Source organism: Rhodococcus sp. PAE-6 (genome assembly GCF_025290685.1).
Classification (GTDB): domain Bacteria; phylum Actinomycetota; class Actinomycetes; order Mycobacteriales; family Mycobacteriaceae; genus Rhodococcus; species Rhodococcus pyridinivorans.
Genome location: NZ_JAOCLZ010000018.1, coordinates 18,071 through 34,751 on the forward strand (window position 1 = coordinate 18,071; position 16,681 = coordinate 34,751).

At 67.1% G+C, this 16,681-nt stretch carries 18 protein-coding genes; 8 read left to right on the forward strand and 10 right to left on the reverse strand.

What is annotated here, in order from left to right:
• Positions 1-81: 81 nt before the first annotated feature.
• From NVV99_RS23260 to NVV99_RS23290, 7 genes are all read right to left on the reverse strand, one after another.
• Positions 82-921 (reverse strand): M23 family metallopeptidase, encoded by an 840-nt coding sequence (locus NVV99_RS23260; RefSeq protein WP_033098564.1) that lies wholly within the window; start codon positions 919-921, stop codon positions 82-84.
• 84 nt (positions 922-1,005) lie between these two features.
• The gene (gene lnt / locus NVV99_RS23265; RefSeq protein ID WP_226950135.1) at positions 1,006-2,478 is read right to left on the reverse strand and encodes an apolipoprotein N-acyltransferase; all 1,473 of its coding nucleotides are present in this window, start codon (positions 2,476-2,478) and stop codon (positions 1,006-1,008) included.
• Positions 2,479-2,652: 174 nt separating this feature from the next.
• Positions 2,653-3,630 carry a c-type cytochrome biogenesis protein CcsB gene (gene ccsB / locus NVV99_RS23270; RefSeq protein ID WP_006554179.1) on the reverse strand — a complete coding sequence of 326 codons (978 nt, stop codon included), beginning with the start codon at positions 3,628-3,630 and terminating at the stop codon, positions 2,653-2,655.
• A 3-nt stretch (positions 3,631-3,633) separates the two neighbouring features.
• Positions 3,634-5,250, reverse strand: coding sequence for a cytochrome c biogenesis protein ResB (locus NVV99_RS23275; protein ID WP_006554180.1), 1,617 nt, complete (start codon positions 5,248-5,250; stop codon positions 3,634-3,636).
• Positions 5,247-6,062, reverse strand: a complete 816-nt coding sequence (locus NVV99_RS23280) for a cytochrome c biogenesis CcdA family protein (protein ID WP_033098587.1) — start codon at positions 6,060-6,062, stop codon at positions 5,247-5,249. Before NVV99_RS23280 ends, NVV99_RS23275 begins: the two co-directional genes overlap by 4 nt.
• 2 nt (positions 6,063-6,064) lie before the next feature.
• Entirely contained in the window at positions 6,065-6,688 is a 624-nt protein-coding gene (locus NVV99_RS23285) for a TlpA disulfide reductase family protein (protein WP_051121670.1), read from the reverse strand.
• The gene (locus NVV99_RS23290; protein WP_006554183.1) at positions 6,685-7,317 is read right to left on the reverse strand and encodes a TlpA disulfide reductase family protein; all 633 of its coding nucleotides are present in this window, start codon (positions 7,315-7,317) and stop codon (positions 6,685-6,687) included. Before NVV99_RS23290 ends, NVV99_RS23285 begins: the two co-directional genes overlap by 4 nt.
• A gap of 458 nt (positions 7,318-7,775) precedes the next feature.
• Here NVV99_RS23290 and NVV99_RS23295 point away from each other — a divergent pair, with 458 nt between their 5' ends.
• From NVV99_RS23295 to NVV99_RS23330, 8 genes are all read left to right on the forward strand, one after another.
• Positions 7,776-8,285, forward strand: a complete 510-nt coding sequence (locus NVV99_RS23295; protein WP_072740577.1) for an iron dependent repressor, metal binding and dimerization domain protein — start codon at positions 7,776-7,778, stop codon at positions 8,283-8,285.
• 109 nt (positions 8,286-8,394) lie between these two features.
• A complete protein-coding gene (locus NVV99_RS23300) occupies positions 8,395-8,772 on the forward strand; it encodes a BlaI/MecI/CopY family transcriptional regulator (protein ID WP_033098566.1) in 378 nt (125 codons plus the stop codon).
• Positions 8,769-9,686: a M56 family metallopeptidase gene (locus tag NVV99_RS23305; protein WP_231782155.1), complete on the forward strand. Its 918-nt coding sequence runs from the start codon at positions 8,769-8,771 to the stop codon at positions 9,684-9,686. Before NVV99_RS23300 ends, NVV99_RS23305 begins: the two co-directional genes overlap by 4 nt.
• Positions 9,687-9,882: 196 nt before the next feature.
• Positions 9,883-10,482 (forward strand): cadmium resistance transporter, encoded by a 600-nt coding sequence (locus tag NVV99_RS23310; RefSeq protein WP_006554188.1) that lies wholly within the window; start codon positions 9,883-9,885, stop codon positions 10,480-10,482.
• Positions 10,483-10,540: 58 nt separating this feature from the next.
• Positions 10,541-10,903, forward strand: a complete 363-nt coding sequence (locus tag NVV99_RS23315; RefSeq protein ID WP_081263498.1) for a helix-turn-helix transcriptional regulator — start codon at positions 10,541-10,543, stop codon at positions 10,901-10,903.
• A complete protein-coding gene (locus NVV99_RS23320) occupies positions 10,900-12,858 on the forward strand; it encodes a cation-translocating P-type ATPase (RefSeq protein WP_033098567.1) in 1,959 nt (652 codons plus the stop codon). Before NVV99_RS23315 ends, NVV99_RS23320 begins: the two co-directional genes overlap by 4 nt.
• On the forward strand, positions 12,855-13,370 hold the full coding sequence (gene lspA / locus NVV99_RS23325; protein ID WP_051121673.1) for a signal peptidase II: 516 nt from the start codon (positions 12,855-12,857) through the stop codon (positions 13,368-13,370). Before NVV99_RS23320 ends, lspA begins: the two co-directional genes overlap by 4 nt.
• Positions 13,367-13,714 (forward strand): DUF3703 domain-containing protein, encoded by a 348-nt coding sequence (locus NVV99_RS23330; protein WP_033098568.1) that lies wholly within the window; start codon positions 13,367-13,369, stop codon positions 13,712-13,714. The genes lspA and NVV99_RS23330 overlap by 4 nt, the downstream gene beginning before the upstream one ends.
• Before the next feature lie 447 nt (positions 13,715-14,161).
• Here the strand turns inward: NVV99_RS23330 and NVV99_RS23335 are convergent, their stop codons facing one another.
• From NVV99_RS23335 to NVV99_RS23345, 3 genes are read right to left on the reverse strand one after another with little or no spacing between them, the layout of a single operon-like run.
• Positions 14,162-14,974: an SURF1 family protein gene (locus NVV99_RS23335; RefSeq protein ID WP_039958570.1), complete on the reverse strand. Its 813-nt coding sequence runs from the start codon at positions 14,972-14,974 to the stop codon at positions 14,162-14,164.
• Positions 14,962-15,516, reverse strand: coding sequence for a DUF6308 family protein (locus tag NVV99_RS23340; RefSeq protein WP_006554193.1), 555 nt, complete (start codon positions 15,514-15,516; stop codon positions 14,962-14,964). The genes NVV99_RS23335 and NVV99_RS23340 overlap by 13 nt, the downstream gene beginning before the upstream one ends.
• Entirely contained in the window at positions 15,513-16,520 is a 1,008-nt protein-coding gene (locus NVV99_RS23345; protein ID WP_119274230.1) for a hypothetical protein, read from the reverse strand. The genes NVV99_RS23340 and NVV99_RS23345 overlap by 4 nt, the downstream gene beginning before the upstream one ends.
• Positions 16,521-16,681 lie beyond the last annotated feature (161 nt).

Below are 16,681 nucleotides of genomic sequence, written 5' to 3' on the forward strand. Positions count from 1 at the left end.
TCGCCCTACCGTAAATACTATAAATCATAGTTTTCCACGTGGGGGCCGTCGGAGGCTGCCATCGCCGAGCCGACGCGGCGGCTATGCCATCCGCGACAGGTCTGTCGGGGGTACACCCCGTTGCTGCAGCCACTGGGTCGGATCTACCTTCGTACCGGCCGGATCGGTGGTTTCGAAGTGCAGGTGCGGACCGGTGGACTGACCACGATTGCCGACGGTGGCGATCTGCTCACCGGCTTGCACACGCTGATCTACCTCAACCAGCGTTTCGTTGATGTGGCCATAGGTGCTGGTGGACCCGTCATCGTGCCGGACCTGGACCCACAGACCGAACCCGGAGGCCGGGCCGGAGTCGATCACGGTGCCCGAGGCGGCAGCATAGACCGGGGTGCCGATGCTGTTGGCGATGTCCAGACCGGCGTGGGACGAACCCCATCGCGGTCCGAACGCGGAGGTCAAGGTGCCCGAGACCGGAGCGACGGCGAGGGGCTGCAGTGTCGGTGTCGCCCAGGAGGCTGCGTTTGTCGGCACCGCTGAGCTCGACGGCAGGGCCGGAACAGTGGCGGCAGGGGACACTACCGCGGGAAAACCCGGAACCGCGGCGAGTTGGTCGAGCGCCGCCTCGACCTCCGGCAGAGCGGCCAGTGCTGCGAGTTCGGCTGGCAACGGGACCGGTGCAGGCGCGGCGGCATGCACACCACCCGAGGTCGGCTGGGCAGCCGCGGTGCCCGGAGCGAGAATCTGAGATCCCACGATCAGCAGTGCGCCGGTCGCGACCGACGATGCACATGCCCCGGTCGTGGCGCGGTTCGTCGGCGCCCGGTGCCGCCCCCGGCGTCCTTCGGATCCTGGCGCGGAACCCGGTTCTATATCGGTAAGGTAACGGATTTGGTTCCGGGTTGATGCATGGTGCCGTCCCACAATAACGCTCCTGACATGCTCTTTCGATGTAGATCCGCCGTTGCCGCGACGGGTAAGATAACGAAACGATATACTAAGAAGGCGCTAAAAACTACCTGTCTTAGTAATTGGGTGGGTGTGGGCCTTCTGGCGACCGATGAGCAGGATCCACATCACGGCCGCGGCGGCGAGCACCTCAGGGCCCGAACCGAGCCGGGTCGCCCAGGTCAGTCGGGTACCCAGGGGCAGCTCACCGACGAGGACGTCGGCGGTGAACATCGCACTGCGGTTGGTGACCGCGCCGTCGGGAGTGATCAGAGCGCTGACGCCGCTGGTAGCCGCGACCACCACGGACCGCCCGTGCTCTACCGCCCGTAGCCGAGACATGGCCAGCTGCTGGTAGGTCATCTCGGTGCGGCCGAAGGTCGCGTTGTTGGTGGGCACTACCAGCAACTGGGCGCCTGCCCGCACCGACTCGGCAACCGCATCGTCGAAGGCAACCTCGTAACAGGTCGCCACCCCCACCGGTACGCCGTTGAGCTCGACCCGGCCGGTACCGTCTCCGGGGATGAACCGGCCTGCCTGCGCGGCCGCCGGCCACAGGCGCTCGATCACCGGGCGCAGCGGCAGATATTCCCCGAATGGCACCAGGCGCCGCTTGAGGTGCCGGGCCCCGGGACCTGTCACCGGATCCCACACCAGCGCACTGTTACCGCTGGTGCCGTCCCCGTTGTCGAGCACGGCACCGACGAGGATGGGCACGCCGATGGCGGCAGCGGCCTCATCGAGCTCGGCGTGGGCATCGGCCTGACGCAGCGGATCGATGTCCGAGGAGTTCTCCGGCCACACCACCAGCTGCGGCCGGGGCGCGCGACCCGACGCCACGTCGACGGCAAGTCGTTCGGTCGCCGCGACGTGATTGTCGAGCACGGCCCGACGCTGGGCGTTGAAATCGAGCCCCATTCGCGGCACGTTGCCTTGCACGGCCGCGACCGTGACCGTCGATGCCGGGAAGCGGGCGGAGTCGCGCATCCCGACGAGCGGTGCCGCCGCAAATGCGACCGCTGCCAGCAGCATCGAACCCATCGCGACCGCAGGCCGCCGCTCGCGCGCAGCGATCACGGTTGTGACCACCGCGGTGCCGATCACCGCGACGGCGAAGCCCACACCGGCAGGCCCAGCAAGGGAAGCCAGCTGCAGAAGTGGCCCCTCGGCTTGCCCGAAGGCCAGCCGTCCCCACGGAAATCCTCCGAACGGAATCCGTGCGCGTATTGCTTCGGTGACCACCCAGGCGGCGGCAATCGATACCGGGGCCGCCGGGCGGCGGCTGAGCGCCGCGGCCAGGGCGCCGAATATCCCGACCGCGAGCGCCTCGATCGCTGCAAGCGCCAACCAGGGCACTGGTCCGACGTAGACACCGACCCAGGGCAGCAAGGGCAGAAAGAACCCCAACCCGGCCAGGTAGCCGTAGCCGAAGCCGGCGCGCCTGCGTCGGCCGTGCAGTACGGCGGTGAGCACGGCAATGGCGAGCGGGGCCAACCACCATCCCGTGCGGGGTGGGAAACTGGCATAGAGCATCAGCCCGGCCAGAATCGATGCCGCACTACGCACCGGCACCGACAACTCCGGTCCGCGGCGGCGCACCGAGGTAGGGAGCGCCACGGTGGTGGCCCCCTCACTCATCGACGAGTTCCCTCCTATTAGGCGGACGCGCAGACCCCTGTACACACAGGTACACATGCCCAGGGTGTGTCAGTTCAGTCCGGCATAGGAGTGCAGCCCCGAGACCACCATGTTGATGATGAACAGGTTGAACAGCATAGATACGAACCCGGCAATGTTGATCCAGGCCGCGCGGGTTTCCCGCCAGCCGGCGGTGGCCCGGGCGTGCAGGTAGGCGGCGTAGATCACCCATGCGATGAACGAGACGGTTTCTTTCGGGTCCCAGCCCCAGAACCGGCCCCAGGCGGCTTCGGCCCAGATCGCGCCGAGGACGACCCCGGCACCGAACAAGGGGAACGCGAAGATCGTCGTGCGGTAGGCGAGACGGTCGAGGGCGCGGGCGTCGGGGAGCCGTTGCATGAGTCGGGCCAGCCGGGTATCCGGGCGTTTTTCGGCGTTCAACGCCAGCAGAAACAGCGTGCTGGCCACCCCGGAGACGAGGAAAACTCCGCTCGAGACGGACACGACCGAGACGTGGATCGGCAGCCAGAAAGACTGTAGCGCCGGCACCACCGGGGCGGCATCGGCGTAGAGCACGGTGCCAGCGACGAACAGCAGGATCAGCACCGGGATCAGCGCGAATGCCCACAGCACGCGCAGCGCCGGGCGGCGCAGCACGATCAGCCCGGCAAGTACGCCCACCGCGCAGGTGACGGTGACGAACTCGTACATGTTGCCCCAGGGGAAACGCGCGGTGGCCAGCCCGCGCAGCACCATCGAACCAACGTGCAAGATCAGGGCGATCACGAGGACGCTGACGCCCATGCGGCCGAGCCGGTCCGAAAGGTCCCGCCGGGGTGGCTCGGCGACCCGGCCCGGCCTGTCGGCGGGGACCGCAGAGGTGGTAGAAGTGGCAGAGGTGGTGGCGGCCGCGAGGATGGGTGCGGTACGGCGCACCCGCACGGCCGCGAATTCGGCGATGAACAGCACCAGCGCCAGTAAGTAGATGGCGAAGGCTGTTTCGAAGCTCAGGTCGGAGTAGCGGGCGAGGGTGTCGTCAATCGGCATACGCTATCGGTCTTCCTTCGGAGCAGAGGGCACATCGGGTAGCAGGCGCTGACAGATGTCGGTGAACTCCGAACCCCACCCGGCCTGGTCGGTACGGGCCAATCCCCCCAGTTCGAGGGCGGTGCCGGCGCCGTCAGGGCGCAACCGCACCCAGATCCGGCGGCGCTTGATCACCAGCGAGGCCAGAAGTCCGCCCATCATGGTGATTGCGAAGACCAGCACCCAGTTCTGCGCGGGATCATGAGAGACCTGCAGGTAGGCGAATTCCTCGGCGCCGTCGAACCGTACCGCGGTACCGTCGGCCAGGGTCGTGGACTCGCCGGGCTTCAGGTTGACGCGGTCCTGTTTGACCAACCGGCCCTGATTGATCATTTCGGAGTTCAGCTTGAAGATCGACTGCGGAATGCCGGTATCCAGGCCGGTATCGCCCTTGTAGATGTCGATGGCCACGGCCGGATCCAACATGTCGGGGAACACCGAGGTCAGCAAGGTGCCGTCGAACGCTGCGGTGGGCGCGAACAGCCCTTCGAGCGCGATCTGGTTGCGGCGGCGCTCGTCCGGATCCGGGTAGGTGCCGCCGGGCGGATCGAAACGCAGGGCGCCGCTGCTGAGGAACGTGGTGGCGTCCTCGGGGGCGAACTGCAATGTTTCGGTGCGCGATTGTCCGTCGGGGAAGGTCACGGTGAACCGGGGCGCGTAGCCGTGGCCGGTGAGGTAGACCCGTTCGTTGCCCAGGCGCAGCGGTTCGTTGACCCGCAGTCGGTGCTGCTGCCAGCGGTCGGTGCCCAAGTCCTCTCCGTTTTGGTAGGAGATGTTCGAGGTGAACATCTTCGCTTGGCCGTTGTCGAGGTAGTCGGCGGAAAAGTCCTCGACCCTGACGCAGAAGGGCTCGAGTCCGGTGCCGTCGGTGGCGGTACCGGCTCGGAACGAGTCGTACACCGCCGGGGAGGTGTTGCAGAACCCGGGACCGCCGTCGGCGATGACGATCACCGCGCCCTCGTACCCGAACAACCGGCCGGTGGCCACCGCCACCAACAACCCCACCAGGGAGAAGTGGAAGACCAGGTTGCCGGCCTCGCGCAGGTAGCCCTTTTCGGCGGAGATCGACCGGTGCCCGTCGTCGCCGGTGCGGGTGACCGTTCGCCACCGGCGCAGCACGGTCTGTACCTGCTCGAGAGTGTCGTCGATGGGAGTGTCGAGTTTTCCCTGGTGGTGGTGCGGCAGCCGGGACAGATTGCGCGGTACCGCGACCGGCTCACTGCGCAGCGCCCGCAGATGCTCGCGCAGGCGCGGGAGCAGACATCCGATGAGCGAGATCATCAGCAGCGCGTAGATGGCGGTGAACCAGAAGCTGGCGAACACGTCGAACATTTCGAGTCGGTCCAGGAGCGGGCCGAGAACCGGGCGGGCGGCGATGTACTCGTCGACCTTGCCGACGTTGAGGTTGCGTTGCGGGAGCAGCGCCCCGGGGATCGCGGCGACCGCGAGCAGGAACAGCAGCACCAGGGCGGTGCGCATCGAGGTGAGCTGACGCCACAGGTTCCGGGCCTGGGCGAGGGCGCGGCGCCACGGAGGAGGACTCGGTAGCGGTGGTGCCGGATTCCGGTCGGTGAGGGTCATATCGGTAGCACCACGCTGGTGACGAACTCATCCCGGATCCACGCGATGAACAACTCCCATGCCCCGGTCAGCAGAGCGATGCCGACCGCGAGGAGCATCACGCCGCCGACGATTTGAATGGTGCGAGAGTGGCGGCGCAGCCATCCGACACCGCGCAGGGCCGAGGACGAACCGAACGCCAAGGCGATGAACGGCAGTCCCAGTCCCAGGCAGTACGCGACGATCAACAGCACTCCGCGGGCGGCGGTGGTGCCTTCGGTGCCGGCCGCCACAGACAGCACCCCGGCCAACGTCGGGCCCAGGCACGGTGTCCACCCCAGCGCGAAGACCCCACCGAGCAGCGGGGCGCCGGCGAGTGAGGAGATGCGCCGGGGCGCAAAACGGGTGTCCTTCTGCAATGCCGGAATCAGGCCGATGAAGGCCAGGCCCATCACGATGGTGATCACCCCGCCGAGGCGTTGGAGCAGTTCCTGGTTGATCCGCAGTGCCCCGATCACCCCGAATACCGAGGCGGTGGCCAGCACGAACACCACGGTGAAACCGGCGACGAACAGGCCGGCGGCGCCGGTGACCCGCCACCGGCCCGTGGTGTGTACCCCGGCGGTGCCTACACCGGCAGGGGTCAGGGCCGGTGCTTCGGCGCCGGAGACGCCGGCCAGATACGACAGGTAGCCGGGCACCAGGGGCACCACGCACGGAGAGGCGAACGAGATCAACCCGGCCAACAGACAGGCGCCCACCGCCAACAGCAGCGGCCCGGACGCGGCCGCGGTCTGGAAACTCGCCCCGATTCCCTGCGCGAGCACAGTCACGGTCACTGTTCGGCCGCCACGCGTTCGATGACCGGTTGCAGGTCCTCGGTCAGCAGGGCCCGCAGGAACACCGCCGCGACGCGATGCTGCCGGTCGAGGACGAGCGTGGACGGGATGACGCTGGTGGGAAAGGCGCCACCGAGGGCGGTCAAGGTCGCCATCGGCGGGTCGTAGATCGATGGGTAGGACACATTGTTGTCGATCACGAAGTCCTGGGCCTTGTCGCGCTGGGGATCGCGGACGTTGATACCGAGAAACTGCACTCCCAGATCCTGGGTGGCTGCGTAGGCGCGCTCGAGATCGTCGGCTTCGCTGCGGCACGGGGCGCACCACTGTCCCCACAGGTTGAGCACGACCACCTGGTCGGCGTAATCGGCCAGGTCGACGGTGACGCCGTCGGTCATCAGGTCCGGGCCGGAGAGCGCGCCGAGGGTGCCGCGGTCGGCCGGCGGATCGTAGAAAATGTCGGTCTGTCCACCGGGGGCGACGAAATCGAAGGTACCACCCTGGGCGACGGCGTCGGAGCCGGTGCCGCAGCCGCTCACCCCCACCAGCACCACCACGGCCAGGACCACTCGGCCCAGCAGTCGAGACGGCCGGCCGCCTGTCGGCTTTACGCCGGTCATCGCAGCAGCCCGTTCACCGCGGCACGGACCTGGTCCGGGCCTGTGAACACCGCGGGCTCGGCGATCCGGTCCACCGAACCGTCGCGCTGCAGAAGGAAGGTCAGCGGCAACACGGGTGGGCCGGCCAGTGCCTGCTGTGCCCGGTCGTCGGTGTCGACGAACGAGGGGTAGCCGATGCGCAGGTCGGTCATCAGCGTCGCGGCGGAGCCCGCGGTGTCCTGCACGTTGATCCCGATCACCCGCACCGCGCCGGGCTCGCGGGCGTAGGCATCGAGCACGGGCATTTCTTCCCGGCACGGTCCGCACCACGAGGCCCACACGTTGAGCAGGGCCGGTTCCCCGGCCAGGGCGCCGCCGAGATCGACGGGGCGGTCCGAACCCAGGCACCGCACCGTCACCTCCGCCAGGGGACCTGCAGCCCCGATGCCCGTGCCGGTCGGGCAGGGCGGGGTCGCGCCCGGGTCGGGCAGAGCGTTGCGTGCCGGGGCGGGGCGGGCGGATACCGCGGTCGGCTGTAGCCCGGAATCGGCTGGGGTCACGGTGTCGTCCTCCCGTTGGGGCCACAGCGCCACCACGAACGCGACGATCACGAACAGACACGTGATCGACCATGCGGCTCTGGTAGACATGTGGCCCCTCTCCGTTGTCGTCCGACCGAAATACTACGCGAGATAGTATTTCGATCGGACGACCGGTCGGGATCAGCAGCACATCATCGACGCACACATCTGGCATGCGCCGCTGAGCATCATCACGTGGCAGTCCCACAGCGCCTGCAAATTCGCAATCATTTCCTGCATGTTTCACCTCCTCCTCGATCGCGATGCGCCGCTTTCGCGCATCTACTATCTCCGTACGTAGATAGTAGATGTAGACGGGAACGCTGGTCCTGGGCTCGTCCAGCAAGGAAGCGTTCATGCCGAAAACGACCGGTTCACCTCCGCTGTGGCGCCCGTGGCGGGTTCACCACCTCGAGGCGGTGGAGGACTACCTTGCGAGCCTCTACCGTCGGAGCGGCCGCTGCGAAGAAACCTCGACCACGGCGCGGGCAGCCCGTCTGGGCTGGAGGCTGTCAGCAGTGTCAACCATGCACCGACGCCAGGGGGCCGCCGATCTGATCGTCCGCCCCACGGCGCACCGAGCGGAGTTGACCGGCCACGGCCGACAACACGCGAGAAACGTGGTGCGGCGGAACTGCCCGGTGAAGACCTTCAGGGCACCGGAGTTGTCCCTGCTGTGGATCGAACTCCCGAGAGAGGCCGACCGGCTCGAGCATGTTGTCGGCATACTGTTCGAGGTCCGACTCGTCCGGGTCCTGGGATATCCGCGGTCGAACCCGTTCGGCAGTCCCATCCCGTTCCCGACCGAAGACCGCGCCGAGTCGTGGCCCGATCTTCTGACCGCCGTCCTGCCCTGTCGACGATTCACCGTTCGGCGCATCGCCGATCACGACTCGGTGGCGCTCGGACTGCTGACCGGAGTCCACATCGGCCTGCACACCGTCCTGACCGACGTGGTGCTCGATCCGGTCACCGACCTGGTGCACTTCGACACCGCCGGCCACCGGCACATCCATCCGCTCGGTTGCGCTCAGTAGGTGCACGGTCGATCCGGGTGATCGGGAGGGTCAACGGCGGTGACCGGCCGCGGACGCATCCGGCCCGCCTTACCCTGGGAGAACGGCAGACACGAAAGCGGAGGCAACGGTGCGGGTGAAGGGGTTCGGTGAACTCGAGGCCGTGGTGATGGACCGGATCTGGGAGCGCGAGGGCACCACCACGGTCCGGCAGATCTTCGACGCTCTCGCCGCGCACCGCGACATCGCCTACACCACGGTGATGTCGACGATGGACAACCTGTACCGCAAAGGGTGGCTGGCACGGGTCCGCACCGGCAAGGCATTCACCTACTGGCCGACACTGAGCCGGGAACAACACACGGCTCGGCTGATGCGCGAGGTGTTCGACGCGGGCGGGCAGACCGATCTGGTCTTGACCCACTTCGTCGAGCAGATGAGCGCGGAGGAGTCGGCGAGCCTGCGCCAAGCACTGCGTCGACTGTCCGGCGGCGAGGACACCGCGTGATCCCCGTCCTCTGCCTGCTGCTCTACGCCGCCGCCGTCGCGGTGTTCGGTCCCGTGGTCCTGGCACGGCTGACCGCCGCCGGGATCGCCCCGCGCCTGGGCGTGGCCGCCTGGCTGAGCGCAATCACAGGTGTGTCCGTCGCCGCAACCGCTGCCGTGGCGATTGCCCTCGTCGACGTGCTCGGCAGAGGTGGTGACGCCGCTCGATGGATCGTCGACTGTGTCGGCGCGCTCTCGACAAGCGTCGGCGAGCACTCCGGCGCAGACATGCGTCTGCTGTCGGGAATCGTATTGTCCGGGGGGGCGGCCGTGGGGGTCGTCGGGGCGTGGCGGATCTGCCGGGGTGTGCAGCGCCGCCGAGCCCGCACCCATGAGCACGCCCACCTGGCCCGGATGGTCGGACGTCGCATCCCCGATCTCGACGCAGTGGTGATCGACTCCGAGGAACGAGTGGCGTACTGCATAGCCGGACGCGAAAGATCGGTGGTGATCACCCGTGGCGCGTTGGCGGTGCTCGATCCCCGGCAGCTCGCCGCCGTCCTCGCGCACGAGCGAGCCCACCTCGGCGGCCGCCACTCGCTGGTGCTCGATGTCGTCCACAGTGTGGCAGCGGCACTGCCCGGGGTTTCCCTGTTCCGGGTCGGCGCCACCGAGATCGGGCGTCTGTTCGAGATGTGCGCTGACGACGTGTCGGTCCGCGGACAGGGAAGGCGGGCCCTCCTCGGCGGTTTGCTCGCCTTGGGTGGGCATCCGGCCCCGGAAGGTACCCTCGGCGGCGGCGGTGGGCTCACCGCCCGCGCCGCGCGGCTGGTCAGCCCGCCTCCGCCGCTCGTTCGTCTCGGCGTCACCGTCCTGCTCGGGGCCGTCATCGTCACTGTCCTTGCGGGGCCGTTGATGTGCACCTTGATGGATTGAGGCGTTGGGCGGCACCCGAGGTCCCGGGGGCCGGGGGCCGGCGTGGCCGAGGGCGATCCCACCAGGGCGGCGACTCTGTCATCGTCGAAACCCGATATAATCCCCTTCAATCGATTATAGGTGTGCGCCGAAGCGTTGCTGTCTTCCCGGATCGCTCGTAAGCGGACGGGTTCGGGCGCCGGGTCGAAAGGTGCTCATGAATCTGCTCGCGTCCGTCCTGCAGGCGGTCGGCCTGTTTCTCGTGACCAATATCGACGACATCATCGTGCTGTCGCTGTTCTTCGCTCGAGGAGCCGGGGTTGGGGGCACCACCACAGCGATTTTGGTGGGACAGTATCTGGGATTCGGCGCCATCCTCGCCGCCTCCGTTCTGGTCGCAGTGGGGGCGACGACCTTCTTGCCGGAGGAGGTGATCGCCTACTTCGGTCTGATCCCTCTGCTTCTGGGTGCGTACGCCGCATGGCGGGCATGGCGGGGGCGAGGGGAGGACGACGAACAGAAAACCGCCGGTAAGAAGGTCGCGGTAGGGACGGTCGCCGCGGTTACGTTCGCCAATGGAGGCGACAACATCGGGGTCTACGTCCCGGTGTTCGTCACTGTCGGAGCCCCCGCGGTGGTGGCCTACTCGATCGTCTTTTTGGCCTTGGTTGCAGTTCTGGTCATCGCGGCGCGCTACCTCGCCACCCGCAAGCCGATCGCCGAGGTTCTTGAGCGCTGGGAACACGTGCTGTTTCCGATCGTGTTGATCGGTCTCGGCGTGTTCATTCTCGCCGAGGGTGATGCATTCGGGCTGTGAGGATGCCCGCCGGTGACCCGACCTATTCATATCGTTGAGTGCCGGTTATTATCGTCATATGACGATCAATGATGTGGGTTGCCACGCCCGCGAATCCGTGGATTCGGCAGTGGCGTTGTTCCACAGCCTCTCCGACGGCACCCGCCTAGCCATCGTGCGCCGGCTCGCCGGCGGTGAAGCCCGCGTGGCGGATCTGGTGGGCGCGCTCGACTTGGCGCAGTCGACGATTTCCGCGCATGTGGCGTGCCTGCGGGACTGCGGTCTGGTGCAGGGCCGACCCGAGGGCCGGCAGGTGTTCTACTCGCTGACCCGACCGGAACTGCTCGATCTGCTCGCCGCGGCCGAAACCCTCTTGGCCGCGACGGGCAACGCCGTCGCGCTGTGCCCGAACTACAGCACCGACACCGGGGAGAAGTCGTGAGTGACGCGTGCGGTTGCGGCCACGACGAACCCCGCGTCGAGGGTGAGGAAGACCACGAGCCCGACAAGTGGTGGCAGGTCACCGAGATTCGGGCGGCCGCCGTCGCCGGGCTGCTGCTGGTTGCCGCCCTGGTCGTGGGGTGGACCGACGGCCCCCACCCGGTGAAGCTGACCCTCGAAGCCCTGGCGCTGATCGTCGCCGGCTACACCTTCGTCCCCTCCACCCTCACACGCCTGGCCCGCGGCAAGATCGGGGTCGGCACTCTGATGACGATCGCCGCCGTCGGCGCCGTGCTGCTCGGCGAGGTCGGCGAGGCCGCGATGCTCGCCTTTCTGTTCGCCATCAGCGAGGGCCTCGAAGAGTACGCGGTCACCCGCACCCGCCGCGGCCTACGCGCCCTGCTGAATCTGGTGCCGGACACCGCCACCGTCCTGCGTGGCGGTCGTGAACAGACCGTCGCCCCCGCAGAGTTGGTGCTCGGGGAGATCATGATCGTCAAACCCGGGGAGCGGCTCGCCACCGACGGCACCATCCGCACCGGCCGCACCGCCCTGGACACCTCCGCGATCACCGGCGAATCCGTCCCGGTCGAGGCCGCACCGGGCTCCGAGGTGTTCGCCGGCTCGATCAACGGCACCGGCGTTCTCGAGGTCGAGGTCACCGCCGGTGCGCAGGACAACTCGCTGGCCAAGATCGTGCGGATCGTCGAGGCCGAGCAGTCCCGCAAGGGCGAGGCCCAGCGTCTGGCCGACAAGATCGCCAAGCCTCTGGTTCCGGGGGTGATGGTTGCCGCGGCGCTGATCGCCGCGATCGGCAGCGTGTTCGGCGATCCGCTGGTGTGGATCGAACGCGCCCTGGTGGTGCTGGTCGCCGCGTCCCCGTGTGCGCTGGCCATCGCGATCCCGGTCACGGTGGTCGCCGCGATCGGCGCCGCGTCCAAGCTCGGTGTCCTGGTCAAGGGCGGTGCCGCCCTCGAAGCGTTGGGCCGGATCCGCACCGTCGCGCTGGACAAGACCGGCACCCTGACCCGCAACCGCCCCGAGGTCATCGACGTCGCCACCACCGGCGGCGCCACCCGCGGCGACGTCCTGAACGTCGCCGCCGCCCTCGAGGCCCGCAGCGAACACCCCCTCGCCGCAGCGATCCTCGCCGCCGTCGACGACTACACCCCGGCCGAGGACGTCGATGCGGTCCCCGGGGCCGGACTGACCGGACACGTCGGCGGCATCCCCGCCCGGCTCGGCCGGCCCGGCTGGATCGATCCTGGCCCCCTGGCCGCGGATATCGAGCGGATGCAGCACGCCGGAGCCACCGCGGTGCTCATCGAATGCGACGGCGCCCTGATCGGCGCGGTCGCGGTGCGCGACGAACTGCGCCCCGAAGCCCGCGACGTCGTCGCTGAGTTGCGCCGCGACGGTTACACCGTGGCGATGCTCACCGGCGACAACGAGCGCACCGCACGAGCGTTGGCCGCCGCCGTCGGCATCGACGAGGTCCACGCCGATCTGCGTCCGGAGGACAAGGCCCGCATCATCGACACTCTCCGCGGTACGCGGCCGACGGCGATGGTCGGCGACGGCGTCAACGACGCCCCGGCCCTGGCCACCGCCGACCTCGGGATCGCGATGGGCGCGATGGGCACCGACGTCGCCATCGAAACCGCCGATGTCGCCCTGATGGGTGAGGACTTGCGGCACCTACCCCAAGCCCTGCAGCACGCCCGACGCTCCCGGACGATCATGTTGCAGAACGTCGGCCTCTCGCTCGCGATCATCACCGTCCTGATGCCCCTGGCCCTGTTCGGGATACTCGGGCTGGCCGCCGTCGTCCTGGTCCACGAGATCGCCGAGATCATTGTGATCGCCAACGGGGTGCGCGCCGGACACGCCCGGAGCCTGACCGCGACAACAGAATCGACAAAGTCATCCGTGCCGGTCGCCGGAGCTCGGTCATGACAGATAAGGACAACTCCGTGTCGTCCGTAGTGCCCGTGGGCAGGCGGCGTTGCGGCCGAGGTATTCTCGTCGTGCTGGTGGGTGCCCTGGCTGCGGTCGCGTTGGCCCTCGATCCGGTGGCGCGCGACGCGCTGTCCGGTGGGCGGGCAATCGATTTCGGGTTGTTGCAACTACGGTTGGCCTACAACACCGGGGTCGCGTTCAGTCTCGGTGACCAGCTCCCCCCTACCGTCGTTCTTGCCGTCACCGCTGCCCTCACCGTGACGATCGGCGTGTTCGCCTGGCGCACTGCACTCGACAGTCCACTGATCCAGACCATCGGCCTGGCCGCGATCGTCGCCGGCGCCACCGCCAACGTCGTCGACCGCTTCCTTGATGGCAAAGTCACCGATTATTTCCACACCGGGTGGTGGCCCACCTTCAACCTCGCCGACACCTACATCACCTGCGGTGTTGTCCTCGTCGTCGGCGCCCTGCTTCTCGCAACCTCCAACAGGGACCACATCTCATGAGTCGAATGCCCGAACAGCTGCGCACCCTCTACACCGCGGAGATGACCGCCGCTCGACATAGCAGCGACGATGTCAGGCGCTGGCGCCACCTCGAACGCGCCCACATCTTGTCCCAGCCCTACCCGTGGCCGCACACCCGCAACCACCTCGCCATGTTCACCTTGGCGCTGCGCCAGCGTGATCGCCGCGAGGCTGTGGGCCAGGTCGTGCGGATTCTGCTCGCCGCTCCCGGCTCGGCGCTGGGCCGCTACCCTCAAGGCAACACCGGGCGTACTTCGGCGGGGCTGATGACCCCGATGCAGGTCCCGGAGGATCTGGTTTCGATGCTCACTCGACCCACCTGACACCGCGCCTCTCGCTGCGATTGAGTCAGACGGAACAACAAGTCCGGTAGTGCACCGTCTTCCTCATCTACTACTTGCTGTCCGAGTTCGAAAGGGGCCAGTCAGGGACCACCCGCACGTTGTGCTGCGCAGACACGGATTATGTTGAGGTCCGGGCAATCATGTGGCGGCCAGAATCGCAGGACTCGACTTGCCCTCATACCGTCGAACCGAGGTGAACGAGTCCTGCGACCTGACTCTCCCTTCCCTCAGAAGGGAAGAAAACCTTCCGTCTCATTCTACAGAGCAGATCCCGAAACCGGCACGGCACTTTGTGTGCTGGAACTTTTTTGCTCGAAGCATGAGGAACCGCTGGGCGTTGATGCTGAAATGTGCGCGGTCCAAAGATGGCCGTCGCTGCCCGCGTAGCTCGTGGACTGTCGAATCGGAGCACAACGTTGGGCTCGGTTACCGCGGCCGGCCGTACCGGGCGGCGAGACTCTCGCTCGCGGAGAGCGGCGTCTCGTCGTCGGTTCGGGTGGCCTTCACCTTGCGGCGTTCCCTCAACTCCGCCCACACGAAATACCCCAGTCCCATTGGGGCCATGATCCCGAACGCGAGCCACTGCAGCCCGTACGACAGATACGGACCCGCATCAAGTTGGGGAAGTGGGATGACTCCGAGCCCGCCCGGCTGGTGAGCATCGAGTTGTAGGTAGACGTCTTCGAGTTCGAGACCCGTCACAGCCGCGACCTGCGGCGCGTCGATAAAATACACTTGCTGATAGCCCGCGTCAGTGAAGGGCTCCTTGCCGTCCATTGTGCCTTGGGACTTGCGGATCCGAGCATCGAGCGAGACATTTCCGCCCGGTGCGGCGGGGATTGCGGGGACCTCGCTACCGCGTACCGGACGCACATAACCTCGATTGACGAGAATCGTCCGACCATTACCCAGCGCAAACGGCGTGAGCACTTCGTACGCGGGTTGGGATTCGACGCTGCGCAACCGGACGAGCACATCAGAGTCGGGCAGATACGAGCCCTGCGCGACGACCCGCCTCCACTCGTCGTCGATCGTCGCACTGTCACCGCCGAGCAGCTCGGCGACAGGGACCGGGTCCTGCGCCATCGATGCCGAGATCCGCGCATTCCGATCCTCGGTGCTCGTGTTCTTGCTCAGCTGCCACGGGGCGAGCAGGGTGAAGCACCCATACGCGAAACCGACTACCACCACGGCCAGAATGAACCAGCTCGGACGGAGAAGAAACATCACACGGCGCACTTGTTCACGGTAGACCCCAGAGTGGACTCTTCTGCCATCGCATCCCCTCTCGACGCGCTCAACGCCCAGCTGCTGCGGCGCCTCCACCTCGACCTCACCCACCTGACCTTCGAGTCGAGGATGGGGAACAATCCGGGGCGTTTGAGGTGGAGCACCTTGCTGATCTTGGCTACCCCCACGCGCCGGGGCGCGGCCGTGCGGAAATGGTCGTAGAGGGCTTCGGCCCGGTCGTAGAGCTCGCCGCTGATGTTCGGGTCGGCCTCGACCAGTTGTGCTTCGATCGGCGCCGCCGCCCACGGGGCGTCGACGGCGGTACGGATGAACCAGTCGAGTTGGGCGTGGCTGATGCGGGAGCGCACCTTGTGGGTGCGGGCGATCTCGTCGGCGGTGATCTCCTTGAGTGCTCCGGGTCCGGGCAGGTCGTAGCGGGCCACGGTCACCGCCGGATAGCCGTGGGCCTTGGCGGTCGCGGTGTCGATGTCGATGCTGCGTCCGGCGATCACCAACACGGTGGCCCCGTCCTCGCCGCGGGTGCGGTTCATGGCTTCTGCCGCCCGGCCGGGTCCGGGTCGGTGTCGTTGATGCCTCCCAGATCGGTGTATGGAGTCGCAGCGGACGTGTCTGCGGTCGTCGCAGCGGCGATTTCCGTCGGGTCCGGCCGGCTCGAGATGCGGATCGTGCGAGCGAGTGCCCGCAGGTCCTGGAGCGAGCGGATTCCGTCCGGGACGCTGTCGTCACCGGGTGACCGTAAGGCGTTCGAGTTCAGCGGGTTGGTGGCATGCCGCTCTTCTCCATCCTCGTCCGCGTACGGAGAACGGTCTCCGAGCATCTGGCGGCTCAATTCGCGCATCTGGCGACATTCCTCGATCTTTTCGACGGCCTGCTGTGCTCGGATCTTTTCGGGCTTGAGGTACTCCTCGATCCGTCCGATGTCCGTGGCGAGGTGCGCCATCGCGGGGGCGATCTTCTCCAATGCCTGTATTGAGCGTTTCTGCAGGGAGTGCAGTGAGTCCGAGTGCGTCGAGAATGTTCCCCACCTATGAACGCTCATGTCGAGCACGAACGTGTCGCTGTAGGTATCACGCTCGTTGGGGGCAGATCCGTAGGTGATGGTCACGGTGACTCGATCGGGGATCTGTTCATCGTTGCGGATGGACCGGTCGGGGTCGTCCGGGTCCTCTTTGCCGATGAAATAGATGTTGAACAGTTCGTTACCGGGCATGAAGGTGGGGATGGGGTCGGCGTAGCGCTTGAGGAGGAATGCGATGATGCTCGGCTGGCCGCTGTGGGTAGGTTGCTCAGCCAGTGGTGGGTCGAATTCAACCTTGACGTTGTACGCCACCGAGGGTCCGAAGTTGCGTACGACCAGAGACGCCGTCCGAGCAGATAGTTGAGGATCGATCACCAATTCAGCACCGACCATCGGCCGTGATCGGTCCCGACTGTCACGCTTCGTCGCCCGCAACGTGCGAACAGCCACGAAAGCTGCGGCGACCGCCGCCGCTGCGGCCACGACCGTCGCACCACCACCGACAGCCGCACCCACCGCGGACACAAGATCGGTGGTGTCGGACGCAAGGACAGTCGGCACAGTTCTTCTCCACGGGTATTCAGGCGGCAGGGTGGGCGATAATGTCCGATACATCGTCGCAGCATCGAGTTTCAATACTCGAGCGGCGAGTAGCTCCCGATTCTGGGTAGACCTGT

Coding starts and splice junctions, on each gene's coding strand:
- lnt (WP_226950135.1), bottom strand. CDS start 2,478: ATGCTCTATGCCAGTTTCCCACCCCGCACGGGATGGTGGTTGGCCCCG.
- ccsB (WP_006554179.1), bottom strand. CDS start 3,630: ATGCCGATTGACGACACCCTCGCCCGCTACTCCGACCTGAGCTTCGAA.
- NVV99_RS23275 (WP_006554180.1), bottom strand. CDS start 5,250: ATGACCCTCACCGACCGGAATCCGGCACCACCGCTACCGAGTCCTCCT.
- NVV99_RS23285 (WP_051121670.1), bottom strand. CDS start 6,688: ATGACCGGCGTAAAGCCGACAGGCGGCCGGCCGTCTCGACTGCTGGGC.
- NVV99_RS23290 (WP_006554183.1), bottom strand. CDS start 7,317: ATGTCTACCAGAGCCGCATGGTCGATCACGTGTCTGTTCGTGATCGTC.
- NVV99_RS23295 (WP_072740577.1), top strand. CDS start 7,776: ATGCACCGACGCCAGGGGGCCGCCGATCTGATCGTCCGCCCCACGGCG.
- NVV99_RS23310 (WP_006554188.1), top strand. CDS start 9,883: ATGAATCTGCTCGCGTCCGTCCTGCAGGCGGTCGGCCTGTTTCTCGTG.
- NVV99_RS23315 (WP_081263498.1), top strand. CDS start 10,541: ATGACGATCAATGATGTGGGTTGCCACGCCCGCGAATCCGTGGATTCG.
- lspA (WP_051121673.1), top strand. CDS start 12,855: ATGACAGATAAGGACAACTCCGTGTCGTCCGTAGTGCCCGTGGGCAGG.
- NVV99_RS23330 (WP_033098568.1), top strand. CDS start 13,367: ATGAGTCGAATGCCCGAACAGCTGCGCACCCTCTACACCGCGGAGATG.
- NVV99_RS23340 (WP_006554193.1), bottom strand. CDS start 15,516: ATGAACCGCACCCGCGGCGAGGACGGGGCCACCGTGTTGGTGATCGCC.